A 16,838-nucleotide genomic window follows, 5' to 3' on the forward strand; every position below is an offset into this window, starting at 1 on the left:
GAATGCAGGCAATGAATTGTATGTCATGCGGTGAAGCACTGCATGAGGGCGCGCGGTTTTGTAGTTTTTGCGGGGCCGAAGTTGTTGCCTTGGATGACAACCCCGAGCTGCGCATCCTGACCATTCAATTCATTGACCTTGTTGGATCGACCGCCTTTGCGAACTCGACCGAGCTTGAGACCTATGACGACACCATCGCCGCCTTTCACCAGCAGGTGAACGAAACGGTCGAGACCTATCGCGGCCGCGTGTTGCAGCGCTATGGCGACGGGGTTCTGTCCTGCTTCGGATTGGACCATGACGGCGAGGATTCGGCCCTGTCGGCCATTGCAGCGGGTCTGTCGATTGCCAAATCCATGCCCGAAAAGGTGAATGGGCAACAGGTGCGTGTCGGGATCGACACCGGCCAGATTATGTGTCGCGTCGGTCAACAGGGCGCGCTGTTTCCGCAGCTGACCGGGCTGCACGTGAACCGCGCCGCGCGGCTGCAGGAGCAGGCGCCAGTGAGCGGGGTTGTGATCTCGGGCCAGACGAAGTCTTTCCTGTCGCGTTTGGCACGTCTTGACGAAGCCGCACATGACACGCGCCTTCTGAAAGGGATCGACCAACCGGTCGAGTTGATCGAGGTCACCGGCTTTCAGTTCCAAGAAGATCACACGCAAAGCTCGGACCTGCTGGAGCGCGACAAAGAGCTCGCTCTTTTGCAAAACGATTCCAACCGCGCCCATGCGATCATTGGCCCGGCGGGCATCGGTAAGACCGTGCTTCTGGACGCTTTCAGCCGCACCCAGAAGAACGCTGGCATCGTCCGAATTGACGCCCGCGCCAACCTTCAGCAATCCGCGCTCTTCCCCGTGGTCGAAACCCTGCGGCGCGAGCTGGATCTGCATACGCAATCTTCGCTCGAGGATCTGGAGACGCAGTTTAAATCAATCGGGATCACACTCGAAGATCAAGACATCATGGTGGTGGCCGGGCTGCTTGGCCTGCAGGCCGCCCTGCCCGTTCTTTTGACACCCGAACAGCTGCAATCACGCAGGATCACTCTTGCTACCCGCGCACTGGCCGGATTGGCGCAGGCCCGCACGGCAGCCCTGACCTTCGACGATCTGCACTGGTTCGATGAAGGCACGATTGCCGTGCTTCAGGCTCTTATGCAAACCGACGGGACGCCGCCCCGCATCGTTGTCACCAGCCGCCCCTCCGAGAAAATCGATACGCTGCTGGAAAACGCTCCGGTCACGCCAATTCACCTGGCACCTCTCTCGCAAGAGGCCGCACAAGAAGCCTTGTCAGAATATCCCGAGCTGGACGACGCCAAGCGCGCCCGGATCATCGAAGCGGCCGAAGGTAATCCCTTGTTCCTATCGGCTCTGGCCACCCATGCGCGTCAATTCGGTGACGAAGATAGTTCACAACAGCTGCCCCAAACGATCGAGGCCACCTTTCAGGCCATCATCAACGGCTTTGGCGCGCTGCGGGACGTGATCCAATGCGCATCGATCCTGGGTCGTGATTTCCAGCCAGAACGAGTGGCGCATCTGCTGCCGGATCGTCCGAACCTTGACGACGAGCTCCGCGTTCTGACCATCCGCGGCATTTTCAATCCGTATGGCGAGGGCGCCCTGTTCTTCGACCACATCCTGCTACGCGATGCGGCTTACGAGATGATTCCAGGCAAGCGTCGGCGGTCCCTGCACAAGAGTTTTGCGGATGCCATGCAGACGCATGACCCGGCCTATTGTGAGGCTTACCCACATCTGATGGCGGATCACCGCATGGCCGCGCGCGACCACGAAAACCTTCCGACGGCATGTATCGCTGCGGGCATTCACATGCTGATGGCCGTGAACTTTGATCAGTCCATGACCTATCTGGATCACGCCCGAAGTGACATGGAGGAACAGGCCAGTCCTGACCAAGTAACGCGCCCCGAGTACCTTCCGGTGCTCTCGCTTCTGGCCAGTGCCACGGTACAGCGTATGGGATTCTCGCACCCAGTAGTATTGGAGCGATATCAACTGCTGGAAGACGCCATCACCTATGCCGAGGGCACAGACCGCCAGCGTATGACCGCGCTGTATGGCTTGTTTGCGCATCGCATCATCAACGGGCGCGTGCGCGAGAGCGGCGAGTATGTCGAGATGATGGAGAAGCTCGCACGCGACGGCGATGACGAGCTGAAGGTGATGTGGCTGGTGAATGAAACCGCCCATGCGCTTTATTCAGGCCAATTTGATCTGGCGGCGGAGCAAAGCGCCCAGCTGAAGTCCATCTACCGCGTCGATGATCACGGCCGGTTGTTCCTGGAACTGGGCGCTGACCCACTGGCATCGGTTCTGTCGGCAGATGCCCACGTGGCAAGCCGCCGGGGCGATCTGGACGGTGCGCTTGCGGCCATGTCGCAGGCACAAGAACATCTGAAAGCCATCGGCGCTATCGCGCAGATCCCGTGGATCCACGTATTTGGCGGTCAGGCCCTTTTGGCTGGCGGGCATCTGGATCTGGCTGTGCAGGAAGTTCAAGCTGGGATCGAGGTTGCTGACGAACAACAAGCGCAGTTCTGGTCCCTGATCGGGCGCGTCTGGATGACGATTCTACAAATCTATCAGGGCAACACCACCGAAACCCCCGCCATGCTGGAAATGTTGACCGAGCAAGCCAGCATGATCGGTGCAGACCTGAACGCCCCCTTCTACAAGGCGGCGCTGGCGAAAGCACATCTGGCAAACGGTGATCTTGCGACGGCGCAAACGCTGTTGGAACAGGCCGAACATTTGTCTGATTCTACAGGTGAGCACGAATGGGACAGCTCCATCCGCGATATCCGGACAGAGCTTACGCAATCTGCGTAGGGTGTGTCGGCGCCTCTGGACCTGAGAATCCAGAGTTGACGTAGCGCCTCACCACTCACGGCAGCCAATAATGGCACAACCAAACCCCGCCCGTCATCTGACGGGGGAAGACGCTTAGGCACCCCGGAGGTCGGGACTAATTCTCACTCCAAAACGCCGTTGCCAGCGCCACCCAAAGCGAGCTTGATCTATCTAAGCGTGCTAAAATAACTTTCCCCAAAAGCTTTCAGCGTCTTCTTCTCTTGAATAGCACGCGCCACATTTCGCACCTGTGACGCACATCACAGCTTGACGGAAATCCGTAGAATTTTCGTCAATTTCAACTTATTTATGTTACGCAAGGGAAAGATTACGGACCTTCGCCCTGTGCCAATTCCTCAAGACGCTCCTGGTCCTCTATCACGACAAAACCCTTCTCGAACCGGGCAACACCGTCCTTAGCCCAGACCTTCAACTGCCGGTTCACATTTTCGCGTGTCAGGCCCGCATAGGCCCCAAGCCAACTTTGGCTGGCCTTCACAGCAAGCTGACCGCTTTCGTTATGACCAGCATTGGGAAGCAACCGCAGCAGACAGGCTGCAAGACGCGCTTGACCGCTTTGCATGGTCTGGACTTCGAACATCTCGGAGGCATTGCGCGCCTTCTGGCACAAAGCTTCGATCACCAAGATGGCGCTGTCGGGATCCTCGCGGAACAGTTGCAGCACATCCTGGCGCTGCACCTCGATCGCTTCCATGGCCTCAAGGACAACGACATCCGCACTGCGCGGGCCGCCATCCAAGCAGGCAATGTCGCCAATCACATCACCGGACTTCGCCACGCCAAGAATGGATTTCTGCCCAACTGCCGTCGTCACGCTGATCTCGGCCCTGCCGGATGAGACGATCAAAAGCGTCAAGCCGGGATCGCCGAACCGAAACACCACATCCTTTTTCTTGTAGATGCGCGCATGTCCACGCCGACGCAGACGATCCAGTGCCCCGGCGCCGATTGAGCTTAAAACCATGAGATCCCCGACTTAAGGTCTATCCAGATTAGAGATCATCGCACCAAGGTCAACAGAATGCCAGCAGAACTGCTCAACTTTTAAGTGACGGTTCCGTAAACGTAAAATGCCCCGAGCCATAATTGCTCGGGGCATTTTGTTGTTTCCGTCTGGATCGTTCGGACTGTTTATCCGCCGAAGTCATCCAGCATGATGTCTTCGCGATCCACGCCCAGATCCAACAGCATGTTGATCACAGACTGGTTCATGATGGGCGGACCACACATGTAGTATTCGCAGTCTTCAGGATTCGGGTGTTCCTTCAGATACTCGTCGTGCAGGACGTTGTGGATGAAGCCGGTATAACCGCCCCAATCGTCCTCGGGCAGGGCATCCGACAGAGCCACGTGCCATGTGAAGTTCGGGAACTCTTCAGCAAGACTGTCGAAGTCCTCGACAAAGAACATCTCTTTCTTCGAGCGCGCACCGTACCAGAAGGTGATCTTGCGATCCTTGTTCTTCAGGCGCTTCAGCTGGTCAAAGATGTGCGAGCGCATGGGGGCCATACCGGCACCACCGCCAATGAACACCATCTCTTTCCCGGTCTCACGGGCGAAGAACTCGCCAAACGGACCCGAGATCGTCACCTTGTCACCCGGCTTCAGGTTGAAGATGTAGGACGACATCTGGCCCGGAGGAATGCCCTGCGAACCCGGCGGCGGCGAGGCCACGCGGACGTTCAGCATGATCAGGCCTTTTTCGTCGGGATAGTTCGCCATCGAATACGCACGTTCGATCGGCTCGGACACAGTGCTTTCGTACTGCCACAGATTAAACTTATCCCAGTCCTCGTGATACTCTTCGCCAATGTCGAACTCTTTATAGTTCAGCTTGTGGGCCGGAGCCTCGATCTGGATGTATCCACCGGCGCGGAAGTTCACGTCTTCGCCTTCCGGCAGTTCAAGAACCAGGTTCTTGATGAAGGTCGCGACGTTGTCGTTGGAACGCACGGTGCATTCCCACTTCTTGACGCCGAAGACCTCTTCCGGGACTTCGATTTCCATGTCCTGCTTCACGGCCACCTGACAGGACAGGCGGTCGCCACAGGCGGCTTCACGCTTGGTGATGTGGCTTTCCTCGGTCGGCAGGATCGAGCCGCCACCGGAATGGATTTTCACGCGGCACTGCGCGCAGGTACCGCCGCCACCACAGGCCGAGGGCACGAACAGCTGTTGTTCGGCCAGCGTTTGCAGAAGCTTACCACCTGCTGGAACCGAGATCGTCTTCTCACCGTTCACAACGATGTTCACGTTGCCGGTCGACACCAGTTTTGAACGCGCAGCCAGAATGATCGAGACCAGCGCCAGAACGATCAGGGTGAAAAGGATGATGCCAAGGCTAAAGGTTGCCATATCTTTTTGCCCCTTACAGTTTCACGCCAGAGAAGGACATGAAGGCCAGCGCCATCAGTCCCGCAGTGATGAAGGTGATCCCCAGCCCTTGCAGGCCGTCCGGGATGTCCGAATACTTCAGCTTCTCGCGTACACCTGCCATCGCGGTGATGGCCAGCGCCCAGCCGAAGCCCGACGAGATGCCGTAGGTCACCGATTCTGCGAAGTCATAGCTGCGTTCCACCATGAACAGCGAGCCACCAAGGATGGCGCAGTTCACCGTGATCAGCGGCAGGAACACACCCAGCGCGTTGTAGAGCGGCGGGAAGTACTTATCCAAAACCATCTCGAGGATCTGCACCAGCGCTGCGATCACGCCGATATACGAGATCAGGCCAAGGAAGGTCAGGTCGACATCGGCAAAACCAGCCCAGCTGAGCGCACCGGGGGCCAGCAGATAGGTCAGGATCAAGTTGTTGGCCGGTACGGTGATCGACTGCACGACCATAACCGAGATGCCCAGACCAATTGCAGTCGAGATCTTCTTCGACACGGCGATGAAGGTACACATGCCAAGGAAGAAGGATAGGGCCAGGTTTTCAACGAAGATCGCCTTCACGGCGAGGGAAAGAAGCGCTTCCATCAGTGGGCCTCGACCGTTTGAATTTTGTATTCACGCTCTTCGACCTGACCGGGTTTCCATGTGCGGAAGGCCCAGATGATCAGACCAATGATGAAGAACGCCGATGGGGGCAAAAGCAGCATACCGTTGGGGACATACCAGCCACCGTTGTTCACGGTTTCCAGTATGGTCACGCCAAACAGACTGCCCGAACCGAACAGCTCGCGGATCACGCCGACCAGCATCAGGATCAGGCCATAGCCCAAGCCGTTGCCAACGCCGTCGATGAAGCTGTCGATGGGGCCGTTTTTCATGGCGAAGGCCTCGGCACGGCCCATCACGATACAGTTGGTGATGATCAGACCCACGAAGACCGACAGGGTTTTCGAGATCTCATAGGCAAACGCCTTCAGCACCTGATCCACAAGGATCACGAGCGAGGCGATGATCACCATCTGAACGATGATGCGGATCGATCCGGGGATCTGGCTGCGGATCATCGAAATGAACAGCGACGCGAATGCCGTCACCAAGGTCACCGCGATGGCCATAACGAAGGCCACCTGAAGCGACGAGGTCACTGCCAGCGCCGAACAAATCCCCAGCACCTGAAGGGTGATCGGGTTGTTGTCGACCAATGGGTCGATCAGCATCTCTCTGCGTTTATGGGCCATTAGATATCCCCCGCTTTCAGATTTGCCAGGAAGGGAGCATAGCCGCTTTCACCCATCCAGAAGTTCAGAAGGTTGTGCACACCCACCGTGGTCAGGGTCGCCCCTGCCAGCGCGTCGATGTGGTAATCCGCACCCGCTGCCGGAACCGACTTGGTCACGCTGATCTGCAGATCACCGTTTTCATCGGCAAGTTTCTTGCCGTTCCAAAGCGACTTCCAACGCGGGTTGTCGACCTCGGCGCCCAGACCGGGGGTCTCGGCGTGCTCATAGAATTGCAGGGCGAAGATATCGTTGCCGTTCTCTTCCAGCGCAATGAAGCCATAAAGCGTCGACCACAGGCCATAGCCGTGGATCGGCAGGATCACCTTGTCGATCGCGCCTGCGTCATCGCGTAGCAGATAGACGGTGACGAACTTGCCCTGACGCACGATGCCAGCCGGATCTTCATCCAGCGCAACCGAGGTTGCGGGATCGTCCGCAGCTGCACGGTCATCAAAGATGGCCACGTCAAACGCGTCGGTAAAGGCGCCGGTTTCCAGTTCAAGAACGCGGGGCTCAAAAGCTTGGAAGCTTTCGACCACATCTGCGCTGGGGTCATAGATACCCGCGACCTGCAGAATATTGATCTGCTTGTCTTTCAGCGCGTTGACTTCTTGCAGCGGGCGCAGCGCCACGGCGGCGGCCGACACGATCATCGAGGCGACAAGGCACAGGGTGACTGCCACGAAAACCGTTTTGCCAACCGAGTCAGCCGGTGCATCAAGGAAGCGGCGGATGGGGCCTTTGTTGGTGTTCAGATCGTTATCAGACATGGCGTTTTGCCCTGCGTTTGATGTTGGCCTGAACGACGAAATAGTCGATCAGCGGAGCGAAGACATTGCCGAACAGGATCGCCAGCATCATGCCTTCCGGGAAAGCCGGGTTCACGACGCGGATCATCACGACCATGAAGCCGATCAGCGCGCCATAGATATAGCGGCCCGTGTTGGTGTGCGCGCCGGAAACGGGCTCGGTCACCATGAAGACCAATCCGAAGGCATAACCGCCCAGCACAAGGTGCCAGTACCACGGCATGGCAAACATTGGGTTGGTGTCGGAACCGATCCAGTTCAACAGCAGCGAGAAGCCGATCATCCCGGCCAGACAACCCACCACCATGCGGTAGTTGGCGATCTTGGTGACCAAAAGGAAGATCAGACCAAGGATGGCGGCCAGGGTCGAGGTCTCGCCCATCGAGCCCGGAATGAAGCCATAGAAGCTGTCCCACCAGGTAATGCCACGTGCAGCCAGAGCTTGGACGCCGTCTGATGCGGACACGGCCAGCGCGGTTGCGCCAGTAAAGCCGTCCACCGGCACCCAGACGCTGTCACCCGACAGCTGCGCGGGATAGGCGAAGTACAGGAAGGCACGACCGGTCAACGCCGGGTTAAGGAAGTTCTTACCAGTGCCGCCGAAGACCTCTTTGCCGATGACCACACCGAAGATGATGCCCAGCGCGACCTGCCACAGGGGCGTCGTTGCTGGCACAATCAGCGCGTAAAGCATTGAGGATACAAGGAAACCTTCGTTAACTTCATGCTTGCGCACGGTTGCGAAAATCACCTCGAAGATACCGCCAGCGACCAGCGTGACGATGTAGATCGGCAGGAAGTACAGAAGACCGTGCACCATGTTGGCAAAGGCGTTGGCCGGGTTGAACCCGATGCCCAAAGCCTCGATGATCGCCGCACGCCAGCCCGATGCACCAAACTCGGCAATCGCCATGTTGGTCTGGAAGCCCGTGTTATACAGCGCCATCAGGATACAGGGGATCGTCGCGATCACGACATAGGTCATGATACGCTTCATATCGACGTAAGACCGCGCATGAGGTGCAGCAGTCGTTACCGATTTCGGCGTATACAGGAAGCTTTCCACCATCTCGTAGATGGGGAAGTACTTTTCCCATTTACCGCCCTTTTCGAAGTTCGGTTCGATCCGATCGAAAAAATTACGCAAGCCCAAAGGTCTACCCCTCTTTCTCGATCTTCGTCAGGTTGTCGCGCAGCGCCATCCCGTATTCGTATTTCGCAGGACAAGCAAAGCCGACGAGGCCCAGGTCCTCTTCGTCCAGCTCAAGCGCGCCCAGCGCCTGTGCCTGATCGGTGTCCATCACCAGAAGTGCGCGCAGAAGTTGCGTGGGCAGGAAGTCCTGCGGCATCAGCTCTTCAAACGTGCCGGTGGGCACCATCGCGCGGCGACCGCCGTTCATGTTCGAGGTCAGCGGGAACTCGCGCTTGGCAAAGGCCGAGCCCAGAACCGGCTGAACCGCGTATTTGGCGAACATCGGGCGGATCCAACCCATCGGGATCTGCTTTTTGTCCTCTTCAATCAACGTGATCTGGCGGGCGTAGCGGCCAAGATAGCCATCTGCGCCTTCACCAGCACGACCGCTGAGGACCGAGCCCGAGATCATGCGCACCGGCAGATCGGCGGGGATGTCGCCAGCCGACAGATCGGCCATTGAGGCGCCCGCGATAGTGCGGATCAGGCGCGGGTTGGCGCAGGCCGGACCCGCCAGCGAGATGATGCAGGACGCATCATAAGAGCCGGTGGTCAGCAGACGACCAATGACGATCACGTCTTGATAGTTGATGGTCCAAACCGTCTTGTCCGCGCGCGGCGGCTCAAGGAAATGCATGTGTGTGCCAGCCAGACCTGCGGGGTGTGGGCCTTCGAAGGCGGCAGCTTCCACGCCAGCGATGTCGTGACCCGGCAGGGCCGCGCCATCGGCCTGACACAGATAGGTCTTGCCGTCGCTCAGCGAAGCAATCGCTTCCAAACCCTTGGTGAACGCTTCAGCATCTTCTGCGATGATCACGGCAGGATCGGCGGCCAGCGGCTCGGTATCCATGGCGTTCACATAGATCGCAGCCGGGCGAGTCGCGGGATCAGGGACTTTAGAATAGGGACGCGTGCGGAACGCAGTCCACAGACCGGCAGCGCAGAGGCGCTGGGTCAGCCCCTCGGGCGTTGCCACGTCACCGACCGACGAGAAGTCAACGGCAGGCGCTGCGCCGTCCTTCACCTCGATCTCAATGCTGATCAGCTTGCGACGTGCGCCGCGGTTGATGGCTTTGACCGTGCCCGCCACCGGCGAGACAACTTGCACATCCGGCATGTCCTTGCTGATAAGAATCGGGGCACCCGCCCCAACCACATCACCTTCCGCGACTAAGATTCGCGGCTTCCAGCCGATGTAATCTTCACCAAGAATGGCAACCGATTGCGGTAACGGCCCTTGTTCCACGCCCGCATTGGGCGCACCAGAGATCGGAATATTCAATCCTTTGCGTAGCCTAAACCGCTGCACAGTGTTCACCTCTTCAGATTGACTTGCAGCTATATGCAATATGTACGGCGCGGTCGAAAGGGTCTTTTTACAAAGTTTAGGTCATTTTCTTGTTGAAAAGACCATTATTGTCTAAGACAAGCCTCACTGAACATTCAAATACGACCAGTTCGCGACTGAAAGAGGTTCTCCTGTGCCCGACATGATCAAATTCTCACGCCGTTCCATCCTGTTCATGCCGCTGGCCTTGGCCGCGTGCAAAGGGTCTGCCGCTCGTGTCTTCAACTTGTCGGGCCTGACCATGGGCACCACATATAATGTGGTCGCGATCGATTCTTCGAAAAGCGTGAACGAAGCTGACGTGAAGGCCGCGATCAATGGCGCGCTGGCGGAAGTGAACCAGCAGATGTCGAACTGGGACGCGGACTCCGAGATCTCGCGCTTCAACGCAGCCGCCAACACCGCACCGGTTCAGGTCTCGCCCGAACTGGCACATGTGATGAACGCCGCTGACACTGTATATACCGCCAGCGAAGGCCGCTTCGACACAACGATGGGCCCGCTGATCGAACTGTGGGGCTTTGGTGCTCCGGGCAAAACGCCGATGCCGCAGCAAGCCGAGATCGACAACGCGCTGGCCGCTGTGGGTCACCACAACACCATCAGCGTTGGCGCCGATGCGCTGCAAAAGAAACAAGCCGACGCACAGGTTTATCTGGCTGCCATCGGCAAGGGCTATGGTGCCGACCGCGTAGGTCAGGCGCTGGAAAGCTTCGGCATCACCGACTATCTGGTTGAGATCGGCGGCGACCTGTACGCTTCGGGCCGCAATCCCGATGGTCTGCCCTGGCAGATCGGGATTGAAACCCCCGCATCGCTGAACAACGGCATCTTTGATGTGGTTGGCATCTCGGGTCTGGGTCTGGCCTCGTCCGGTGACTATCGCAACTACTTCGAACAAGACGGTCAGCGCTATTCGCACGTGATTGATCCGGCCACTGGCCAGCCGATCACACACCGCACCGCCTCGGCCACCGTTTTGGCAGAAAACTCAATGATGGCAGATGCATGGGCGACCGCGATGCTGATCCTGGGCCGCGAGCGTGGTCTGGAAATCGCAGCCAAGCACGACGTGGCCGTTCTGTTCGTCGAGCGCGATACCGAGGCATCGAGCCTGCAGTTCAAATCGTCCGCAAGCGACGCCTTCACGCGCCTGACAGCGTAACAAACCGGAGAGCTTCATGGCCACCTTCCTTCTGACCTTCGGCGCATTGCTTGTCATCATGCTGGGCATGGCCCTTGGCGTGATCATGGCAGGCAAGACGATCAAAGGCAGCTGTGGTGGCCTGAATGCGATCAGCGACGCGGATCAATGCGTTGTGTGCAGCAAGGACATTGATCCCAACAGCCCCCTGCGCGATCGCCTGACACAGTGCCCGCGCAAAAAGAAGATGTTGGAGCAGATGCAGGCTGAAAGCTAAGCCGCGCGTGACGTACCCAACAAAGGGATTCTGCCCCTAGCCTGCCCCGGCCAAGGGGACGAATCCCAAAACAAGCAGTCCCGTGGCTGTCAGAACACCGTATATCCACAGCAAATAGCGTGGGCCTTCGGTCTTCCAAACCCGTCGATATTGATAGCCGCAAAAGCAGGCCAGCACGAAGATCACCGTCGCGACCGGGGATGAAAGTGCAAGCTGCGACATTTTTTATCTCCTGAAATCGATTGACTGGGTTATGCTTCCTATATGTGCGAACCGCAACAGTTCTAGGGAGGACAGCAAAACATGCCCACGTCGTATCAGGCCCCCATGCGTCAGGATAAAAAAGGATCGAAAAGCCAAAGTCAGGATCCGTCCAGCAATCTCAAGGCCAAAACGGCCGTGGTCGGGGATATCCTGAACAGCAAAGGCAGCGATGTGATCGCCATCCGTCCGCAAGAGACCCTGGGCCGTGCCGTCGAAATTCTGCGCGACAAACGAATCGGTGCCTTGATGGTCACGGACAGCACCGGCGCGCTGTGTGGCATCCTGTCTGAACGCGATATTGTGCGGAAATTGGCCGACACGCCGGGCCAAACTCTGCCCCAGTTGGTCGAGGACGTCATGACCAAAGAGGTGCAGACCTGCGGCACGGACGACCCTCTGGTCTCGGTCCTGAAACGCATGAGCGACGGGAAATTCCGCCACATGCCCGTGATGGGCGATGCCGGCCCGATTGGTATGGTCACGATCGGGGACGTCATTACGCATCGTCTAAACGAGGTTGAGCACGAAGCCCTGCAGCTTAAACAGCTGATCGTCGGATAACGGACCGCTTACAGGTCGAATCAAGGTCACGCGCGGCAGAGGTCCGCGCGTTTCTTATTTGCGTACAAGGAACCCGTAAACGCGTACGCATCGCTGTGTCAAAACCATCTTTTTCGGGAAGTTTACGATGGTGCTGTGAGGGAGGATTGAACTCCCGACCTCACCCTTACCAAGGGTGCGCTCTACCACTGAGCTACCACAGCGTCCTATCGTGAGCGGCTGACTAAACGTATTCGCTGACAGGTGCAAGGGTATTCTGGACCCTTTTTTCATTCCGCGTTACAGAAGGGCCTATGGAGCAGAAAAGCACATCTCAAAAGCCCACAAAAAAAGGGTCAGATCGCGAAGCACGGCTGAAAGCTGCTTTGAAAGCGAATATGGGTCGGCGCAAGGCGCAGGCCAAGGCACGGGCTGCGTCGGACGATGACACAGCAAAAAATGAACAAGATTAAAGGTAAGGCAGGTACATGGATTCGATTGTAGTCACCGGCGGCAGCGAGCTGCATGGAGAAATTCCGATTGCGGGGGCGAAAAACGCCTGTCTGACCCTGATGCCCGCGACGATTCTGTCGGAAGAGCCTCTGACCCTGACCAACGCCCCGCGTCTGTCGGATATCAAGACGATGACCCAGCTTCTGGAAAGCCTTGGGGCCGAGGCCGCGTCGATGCAGGACGGGCAGGTTTTGACTATGTCCAGCCACGATCTGGACAACCACGTCGCGGATTATGACATCGTGCGGAAGATGCGCGCGTCAAATCTGGTTCTGGGTCCGATGCTGGCGCGTCTGGGCCATGCGGTTGTGTCGCTGCCCGGCGGCTGCGCCATTGGCGCCCGCCCGATGGACCTGCACATTCATGGGCTTGAGAAACTGGGCGCCGAGATCGAACTGAAAGACGGCTATCTGCACGCCAAGGCCCCGCGTGGCCTGAAGGGCGCCGAGATCGAACTGGCCTTTGCGTCCGTCGGCGCGACCGAGAACATCCTGATGGCCTCGACCCTGGCCAAAGGCACCACCGTTATTCGCAACGCCGCCCGCGAACCGGAAATCGTCGATCTGGCTGATTGCCTGCGCAAGATGGGCGCGCAGATCGAAGGCGATGGCACCTCGGAAATCGTCATTCAGGGTGTGGACCGCCTGCACGGCGCGACTCACCCCGTTGTCACCGACCGTATTGAACTTGGCACCTATATGCTGGCCCCGGCCATTGCGGGTGGCGAAGTGGAATGTCTGGGCGGGAAGATCTCGCTGGTGGAAAGCTTCTGTGAAAAGCTGGATGCGGCTGGCATCCATGTGGAAGAAACGGCGAAAGGCTTGAAAGTCGCACGCCGCAATGGCCGCGTATCCGCCGTGGACGTCACAACCGAGCCCTTCCCCGGCTTCCCGACCGACCTACAGGCACAGATGATGGCCATGTTGTGTACCGCCGAGGGCACCTCGACCCTGCACGAAACCATCTTCGAGAACCGCTTCATGCACGCCCCTGAACTGATGCGCATGGGTGCCAACATCGAAGTGCATGGCGGCACGGCCACCGTGCATGGTGTCGAAAAACTGAAAGGTGCGCCTGTGATGGCCACCGATCTGCGTGCGTCGGTCTCGCTGATTCTGGCCGGTCTGGCTGCTGAAGGCGAAACCGTCGTCAGCCGCGTCTATCACCTTGATCGCGGGTATGAGAAAGTTGTGCGTAAGCTGTCCTCGATCGGGGCCAAGGTCGAACGCGTGAAGGAGTGACCGACATGCAAGATGCACGGTTCGAAGATGGCGGTGAAAACGCCCTGAAGCTGGTGGCGCTGGATGCTGCGGATCTCGAGGTTGTCTCGGCCCTGGCACAGGACGCGGTGTTTCCCGCGTCCGAGATTTCGTGGAATCCCGCCCAACGCCGCTTTGCCCTGTTGATCAATCGTTTCCGCTGGGAAGACAAGAAAGCCGCCGAGGCTCGCGGCCGCCCCGTCGAACGTGTGCAATCGGTGCTGTCTGTGTCGGATGTTCTGAAAGTGCAGAGTCAGGGCGTTCAGAAGGGCGACAAGGACATGATTTTATCGCTTTTGTCCTTGTCCTTTACACCCGGCAATGACGGGATGGGCCGGATCGAACTGGTTTTGGCCGGCGACGGGGCCATTGCGCTTGAGGTCGAAGCGCTGGACGTGACCCTACAAGACGTCACCCGGCCCTATATCGCGCCTTCGAAACACACGCCAAAGCACGATCTGTCCGAGTGATCCATCCCCTGCCCGCTTGAAGCAATGCCGCGCCGCAGCTAGAACGGCGCAAAGGAGAGCGCCATGCCCCAGTTTCTGAACAGCCTAGATGCCGATTTCGAGGCCCGCTTCACCGAGCTTCTGTCGATGAAGCGTGAAGACAGCCCGGATGTGGATGCCGCCGTGGCCGGGATCATCGCAGATGTGCGCGAACGTGGCGATCAGGCGGTGATCGACCTGACCTCGAAATTCGACCGATTGGACCTGACGCCGGACACGCTGCGCTTCTCGGAAGCCGAGATCGAGGCGGAATGCGCCAAGGTGTCGGATGAAGACCGAGCAGCCCTTGAACTGGCCGCCGAGCGTATCCGCGCCTATCACACCCGCCAGATGCCGGAAGATCAGCGCTGGACCGACGAAAGTGGTGCCGATCTGGGCTGGCGTTGGAGTGCTGTCTCCGCTGCCGGTCTGTACGTGCCCGGCGGGCTGGCCAGCTATCCATCATCCGTGCTGATGAACGCGATCCCCGCGAAGGTTGCGGGCGTAGAACGTCTGGCGATCACGGTGCCGACCCCTGACGGCATCTCGAACCCCTTGGTGTTGCTGGCTGCCCGTATCGCCGACGTAGACGAAATCTATCGCATCGGCGGCGCGCAGGCCGTGGCCGCTTTGGCCTACGGCACCGACACCATCGCGCCGGTCGACAAGATCACCGGACCGGGCAACGCCTTTGTGGCCGCCGCCAAACGTCGCGTGTTCGGCAAGGTGGGCATCGATATGATTGCGGGCCCGTCTGAAATTCTGGTCATCGCGGACGCGGATAATGATCCCGACTGGCTGGCCTTGGATCTGATGAGCCAGGCCGAGCATGACGAAAGCGCCCAATCGATCCTGATCACCACCGACGAAGGCTTTGGCCAGAAAGTTGCCGATGCCGTCACCGCACGTCTGGAAACGCTGGAACGCCGCGAGATCGCAGGTGCCAGCTGGCGCGACTTTGGCGCCGTGATCACTGTGCGCGATCTAGATGAGGCTGCAAAACTTTCGAACCGCATCGCGCCCGAGCACCTAGAGCTGTGCGTCGCTGATCCCGAAGCGCTGTCGGACAAATGCGTCCACGCGGGTGCCATCTTTCTGGGGCAGTTCACACCCGAGGCCATCGGCGACTATGTCGGTGGCCCCAACCACGTGCTGCCCACCGCCCGCTCGGCCCGTTTCAGCTCGGGTCTGTCGGTGATGGATTTCCTGAAACGCACCACGCTGGCGCGTATGACGCCCGGCGCGTTGGCTGCCATCGGCCCCGCCGCCGAGACCCTTGCCATTTCCGAAAGTCTTGAAGCCCACGGCCTATCCGTGCGCGCAAGACTTGACGCCCTTAACGATTGACCCTCAGATAGTGCCAATGACCACGAACCGCATCACCCATATCGACATAGACGACACCGGCCTTGCCGCCCCGACGCCCGAAATCGAGCAGGAGCGTAAAGTCGCAATTTTCGATCTTCTGGAAGACAACAGCTTTGATCTGGCCCCGCGCGGCGACCAGCCTGTGCCTGATGGACCTTATCATCTGGCCTTGGCGATCCGCGAAAAGCGTCTGGTGGTCGAAGCCAAAACTGAAGCCGGTGATCCGGCGGGTGAGTTCCACCTGTCACTTGGCCCGTTCCGTCAGGTGGTGAAGGATTACTTCGCCATCTGCGAAAGCTATTTCGACGCCGTGAAAAAGCTGCCCCCCAGTCAGATTGAGGCCATCGACATGGCCCGTCGCGGCATTCACAACGAAGGTGCGCGCGTGCTGCAGGAACGTCTTGAGGGCAAGGCCGACATCGACATCGACACCTCCCGTCGCCTGTTTACCCTGATCTGCGTGTTGCACTGGGGGTGAGCTTGAGCGCCGATCGTCCCCAATCCGTGCTGTTTTGCTGTGACCACAATTCTGTGCGGTCACCGATGGCCGAAGGGATGATGAAGGCGTTTTATGGCCACGACATCTATGTGCAGTCGGCTGGCGTCCACAGCGAGCTCGAGATTGACGGATTTTCCGTGGCCGTCTGCGATGAACTGGGCATTCACCTGTCCGGCCACCGGGTGCGCAGCTTTGACCAGATGGAGGAATGGGGCGACGACCTGTCCAGTTTCGACCTGATCATCGCGCTGTCCCCTGCAAGCCAACGCCGTGCGCTGGAACTGACCCGCGTATTTCATCTGGACGTGGAATACTGGCCCATCCTGGACCCCACTGGTTTGGGCACACGGCGCGACGAAAAGCTGGTGAACTACCGTCAGGCGCGTGACCAAATCCGTGACCGGATCATCGAGCGGTTCGGCACTCCGACAAAGGATGCCTCTTCGGCGTGACGCCGACGCTGCATGACGTAGGCAGCAAATCTGGCTTCTCTGCCGAATTCCCTTGAAAACCGGGACGTTTCCCCCCATTTAGTAGGCGCCCACGATGGGTGGGTGAAAATACAGGA

The 16,838-nt window shown here is 58.7% G+C and carries 18 protein-coding genes and 1 tRNA gene; 10 read left to right on the plus strand and 9 right to left on the minus strand.

What is annotated here, in order from left to right; all coding sequences use genetic code 11:
- The first annotated feature begins 11 nt into the window (after window positions 1-11).
- Window positions 12-2,855 (plus strand): AAA family ATPase, encoded by a 2,844-nt coding sequence (locus G0Q00_RS09445; RefSeq protein WP_163038712.1) that lies wholly within the window; start codon window positions 12-14, stop codon window positions 2,853-2,855.
- A gap of 349 nt (window positions 2,856-3,204) precedes the next feature.
- On the opposite strand, the gene G0Q00_RS09450 is transcribed toward G0Q00_RS09445, so the two are convergent.
- The 7 genes from G0Q00_RS09450 to G0Q00_RS09480 form a co-directional block, all read right to left on the minus strand.
- Window positions 3,205-3,861 (minus strand): Crp/Fnr family transcriptional regulator, encoded by a 657-nt coding sequence (locus G0Q00_RS09450; RefSeq protein WP_163038714.1) that lies wholly within the window; start codon window positions 3,859-3,861, stop codon window positions 3,205-3,207.
- A gap of 167 nt (window positions 3,862-4,028) precedes the next feature.
- On the minus strand, window positions 4,029-5,252 hold the full coding sequence (gene nqrF / locus G0Q00_RS09455; protein ID WP_163038716.1) for an NADH:ubiquinone reductase (Na(+)-transporting) subunit F: 1,224 nt from the start codon (window positions 5,250-5,252) through the stop codon (window positions 4,029-4,031).
- Between the two features lie 13 nt (window positions 5,253-5,265).
- The gene (gene nqrE / locus G0Q00_RS09460) at window positions 5,266-5,874 is read right to left on the minus strand and encodes an NADH:ubiquinone reductase (Na(+)-transporting) subunit E (protein ID WP_163038718.1); all 609 of its coding nucleotides are present in this window, start codon (window positions 5,872-5,874) and stop codon (window positions 5,266-5,268) included.
- Window positions 5,874-6,527: an NADH:ubiquinone reductase (Na(+)-transporting) subunit D gene (locus tag G0Q00_RS09465; protein ID WP_133489397.1), complete on the minus strand. Its 654-nt coding sequence runs from the start codon at window positions 6,525-6,527 to the stop codon at window positions 5,874-5,876. Before G0Q00_RS09465 ends, nqrE begins: the two co-directional genes overlap by 1 nt.
- Window positions 6,527-7,339: a Na(+)-translocating NADH-quinone reductase subunit C gene (locus G0Q00_RS09470; protein ID WP_163038720.1), complete on the minus strand. Its 813-nt coding sequence runs from the start codon at window positions 7,337-7,339 to the stop codon at window positions 6,527-6,529. The genes G0Q00_RS09465 and G0Q00_RS09470 overlap by 1 nt, the downstream gene beginning before the upstream one ends.
- Window positions 7,332-8,531, minus strand: a complete 1,200-nt coding sequence (locus G0Q00_RS09475) for an NADH:ubiquinone reductase (Na(+)-transporting) subunit B (RefSeq protein ID WP_163038722.1) — start codon at window positions 8,529-8,531, stop codon at window positions 7,332-7,334. Before G0Q00_RS09475 ends, G0Q00_RS09470 begins: the two co-directional genes overlap by 8 nt.
- Window positions 8,532-8,535: 4 nt before the next feature.
- A complete protein-coding gene (locus G0Q00_RS09480; RefSeq protein WP_163038724.1) occupies window positions 8,536-9,879 on the minus strand; it encodes a Na(+)-translocating NADH-quinone reductase subunit A in 1,344 nt (447 codons plus the stop codon).
- A gap of 181 nt (window positions 9,880-10,060) precedes the next feature.
- Here G0Q00_RS09480 and G0Q00_RS09485 point away from each other — a divergent pair, with 181 nt between their 5' ends.
- Window positions 10,061-11,083 carry an FAD:protein FMN transferase gene (locus G0Q00_RS09485; RefSeq protein WP_239058408.1) on the plus strand — a complete coding sequence of 341 codons (1,023 nt, stop codon included), beginning with the start codon at window positions 10,061-10,063 and terminating at the stop codon, window positions 11,081-11,083.
- 16 nt (window positions 11,084-11,099) lie between these two features.
- Window positions 11,100-11,339 (plus strand): (Na+)-NQR maturation NqrM, encoded by a 240-nt coding sequence (nqrM, locus tag G0Q00_RS09490; protein WP_163038726.1) that lies wholly within the window; start codon window positions 11,100-11,102, stop codon window positions 11,337-11,339.
- Window positions 11,340-11,375: 36 nt separating this feature from the next.
- On the opposite strand, the gene G0Q00_RS09495 is transcribed toward nqrM, so the two are convergent.
- On the minus strand, window positions 11,376-11,561 hold the full coding sequence (locus G0Q00_RS09495) for a hypothetical protein (protein WP_163038728.1): 186 nt from the start codon (window positions 11,559-11,561) through the stop codon (window positions 11,376-11,378).
- Window positions 11,562-11,642: 81 nt separating this feature from the next.
- On the opposite strand from G0Q00_RS09495, the gene G0Q00_RS09500 reads away from it, so the two are divergent.
- Window positions 11,643-12,164, plus strand: a complete 522-nt coding sequence (locus G0Q00_RS09500; protein WP_163038730.1) for a CBS domain-containing protein — start codon at window positions 11,643-11,645, stop codon at window positions 12,162-12,164.
- Between the two features lie 128 nt (window positions 12,165-12,292).
- Here the strand turns inward: G0Q00_RS09500 and G0Q00_RS09505 are convergent.
- Window positions 12,293-12,367, minus strand: a tRNA-Thr gene (locus tag G0Q00_RS09505).
- A gap of 90 nt (window positions 12,368-12,457) precedes the next feature.
- Between G0Q00_RS09505 and G0Q00_RS15805 the strand changes: the two genes are divergently transcribed.
- From G0Q00_RS15805 to G0Q00_RS09530, 6 genes are all read left to right on the plus strand, one after another.
- Complete coding sequence (locus G0Q00_RS15805; RefSeq protein ID WP_203564967.1) at window positions 12,458-12,616, plus strand: hypothetical protein; 159 nt, start codon at window positions 12,458-12,460, stop codon at window positions 12,614-12,616.
- 15 nt (window positions 12,617-12,631) lie between these two features.
- The gene (gene murA / locus G0Q00_RS09510; protein WP_163038732.1) at window positions 12,632-13,897 is read left to right on the plus strand and encodes a UDP-N-acetylglucosamine 1-carboxyvinyltransferase; all 1,266 of its coding nucleotides are present in this window, start codon (window positions 12,632-12,634) and stop codon (window positions 13,895-13,897) included.
- A 5-nt stretch (window positions 13,898-13,902) separates the two neighbouring features.
- Complete coding sequence (locus tag G0Q00_RS09515) at window positions 13,903-14,385, plus strand: DUF2948 family protein (RefSeq protein WP_163038734.1); 483 nt, start codon at window positions 13,903-13,905, stop codon at window positions 14,383-14,385.
- 63 nt (window positions 14,386-14,448) lie between these two features.
- A complete protein-coding gene (gene hisD / locus G0Q00_RS09520; RefSeq protein WP_163038736.1) occupies window positions 14,449-15,750 on the plus strand; it encodes a histidinol dehydrogenase in 1,302 nt (433 codons plus the stop codon).
- Window positions 15,751-15,766: 16 nt separating this feature from the next.
- Window positions 15,767-16,249, plus strand: coding sequence for a UPF0262 family protein (locus G0Q00_RS09525; RefSeq protein WP_163038738.1), 483 nt, complete (start codon window positions 15,767-15,769; stop codon window positions 16,247-16,249).
- Between the two features lie 65 nt (window positions 16,250-16,314).
- Entirely contained in the window at window positions 16,315-16,722 is a 408-nt protein-coding gene (locus G0Q00_RS09530) for a low molecular weight phosphatase family protein (protein ID WP_370458576.1), read from the plus strand.
- Window positions 16,723-16,838 lie beyond the last annotated feature (116 nt).

The sequence above is a fragment of the Aliiroseovarius sp. PrR006 genome (genome assembly GCF_010500215.1).
Lineage (GTDB): Bacteria > Pseudomonadota > Alphaproteobacteria > Rhodobacterales > Rhodobacteraceae > Aliiroseovarius.

Bases quoted from the DNA above. Each gene is read 5' to 3' on its own strand.
- G0Q00_RS09445 (WP_163038712.1), top strand. From the start codon at position 12: ATGAATTGTATGTCATGCGGTGAAGCACTGCATGAGGGCGCGCGGTTT.
- G0Q00_RS09450 (WP_163038714.1), bottom strand. From the start codon at position 3,861: ATGGTTTTAAGCTCAATCGGCGCCGGGGCACTGGATCGTCTGCGTCGG.
- nqrF (WP_163038716.1), bottom strand. From the start codon at position 5,252: ATGGCAACCTTTAGCCTTGGCATCATCCTTTTCACCCTGATCGTTCTG.
- nqrE (WP_163038718.1), bottom strand. From the start codon at position 5,874: ATGGAAGCGCTTCTTTCCCTCGCCGTGAAGGCGATCTTCGTTGAAAAC.
- G0Q00_RS09465 (WP_133489397.1), bottom strand. From the start codon at position 6,527: ATGGCCCATAAACGCAGAGAGATGCTGATCGACCCATTGGTCGACAAC.
- G0Q00_RS09470 (WP_163038720.1), bottom strand. From the start codon at position 7,339: ATGTCTGATAACGATCTGAACACCAACAAAGGCCCCATCCGCCGCTTC.
- G0Q00_RS09485 (WP_239058408.1), top strand. From the start codon at position 10,061: ATGATCAAATTCTCACGCCGTTCCATCCTGTTCATGCCGCTGGCCTTG.
- nqrM (WP_163038726.1), top strand. From the start codon at position 11,100: ATGGCCACCTTCCTTCTGACCTTCGGCGCATTGCTTGTCATCATGCTG.
- G0Q00_RS09495 (WP_163038728.1), bottom strand. From the start codon at position 11,561: ATGTCGCAGCTTGCACTTTCATCCCCGGTCGCGACGGTGATCTTCGTG.
- G0Q00_RS09500 (WP_163038730.1), top strand. From the start codon at position 11,643: ATGCCCACGTCGTATCAGGCCCCCATGCGTCAGGATAAAAAAGGATCG.
- G0Q00_RS15805 (WP_203564967.1), top strand. From the start codon at position 12,458: ATGGAGCAGAAAAGCACATCTCAAAAGCCCACAAAAAAAGGGTCAGAT.
- murA (WP_163038732.1), top strand. From the start codon at position 12,632: ATGGATTCGATTGTAGTCACCGGCGGCAGCGAGCTGCATGGAGAAATT.
- G0Q00_RS09515 (WP_163038734.1), top strand. From the start codon at position 13,903: ATGCAAGATGCACGGTTCGAAGATGGCGGTGAAAACGCCCTGAAGCTG.
- hisD (WP_163038736.1), top strand. From the start codon at position 14,449: ATGCCCCAGTTTCTGAACAGCCTAGATGCCGATTTCGAGGCCCGCTTC.
- G0Q00_RS09525 (WP_163038738.1), top strand. From the start codon at position 15,767: ATGACCACGAACCGCATCACCCATATCGACATAGACGACACCGGCCTT.
- G0Q00_RS09530 (WP_370458576.1), top strand. From the start codon at position 16,315: ATGGCCGAAGGGATGATGAAGGCGTTTTATGGCCACGACATCTATGTG.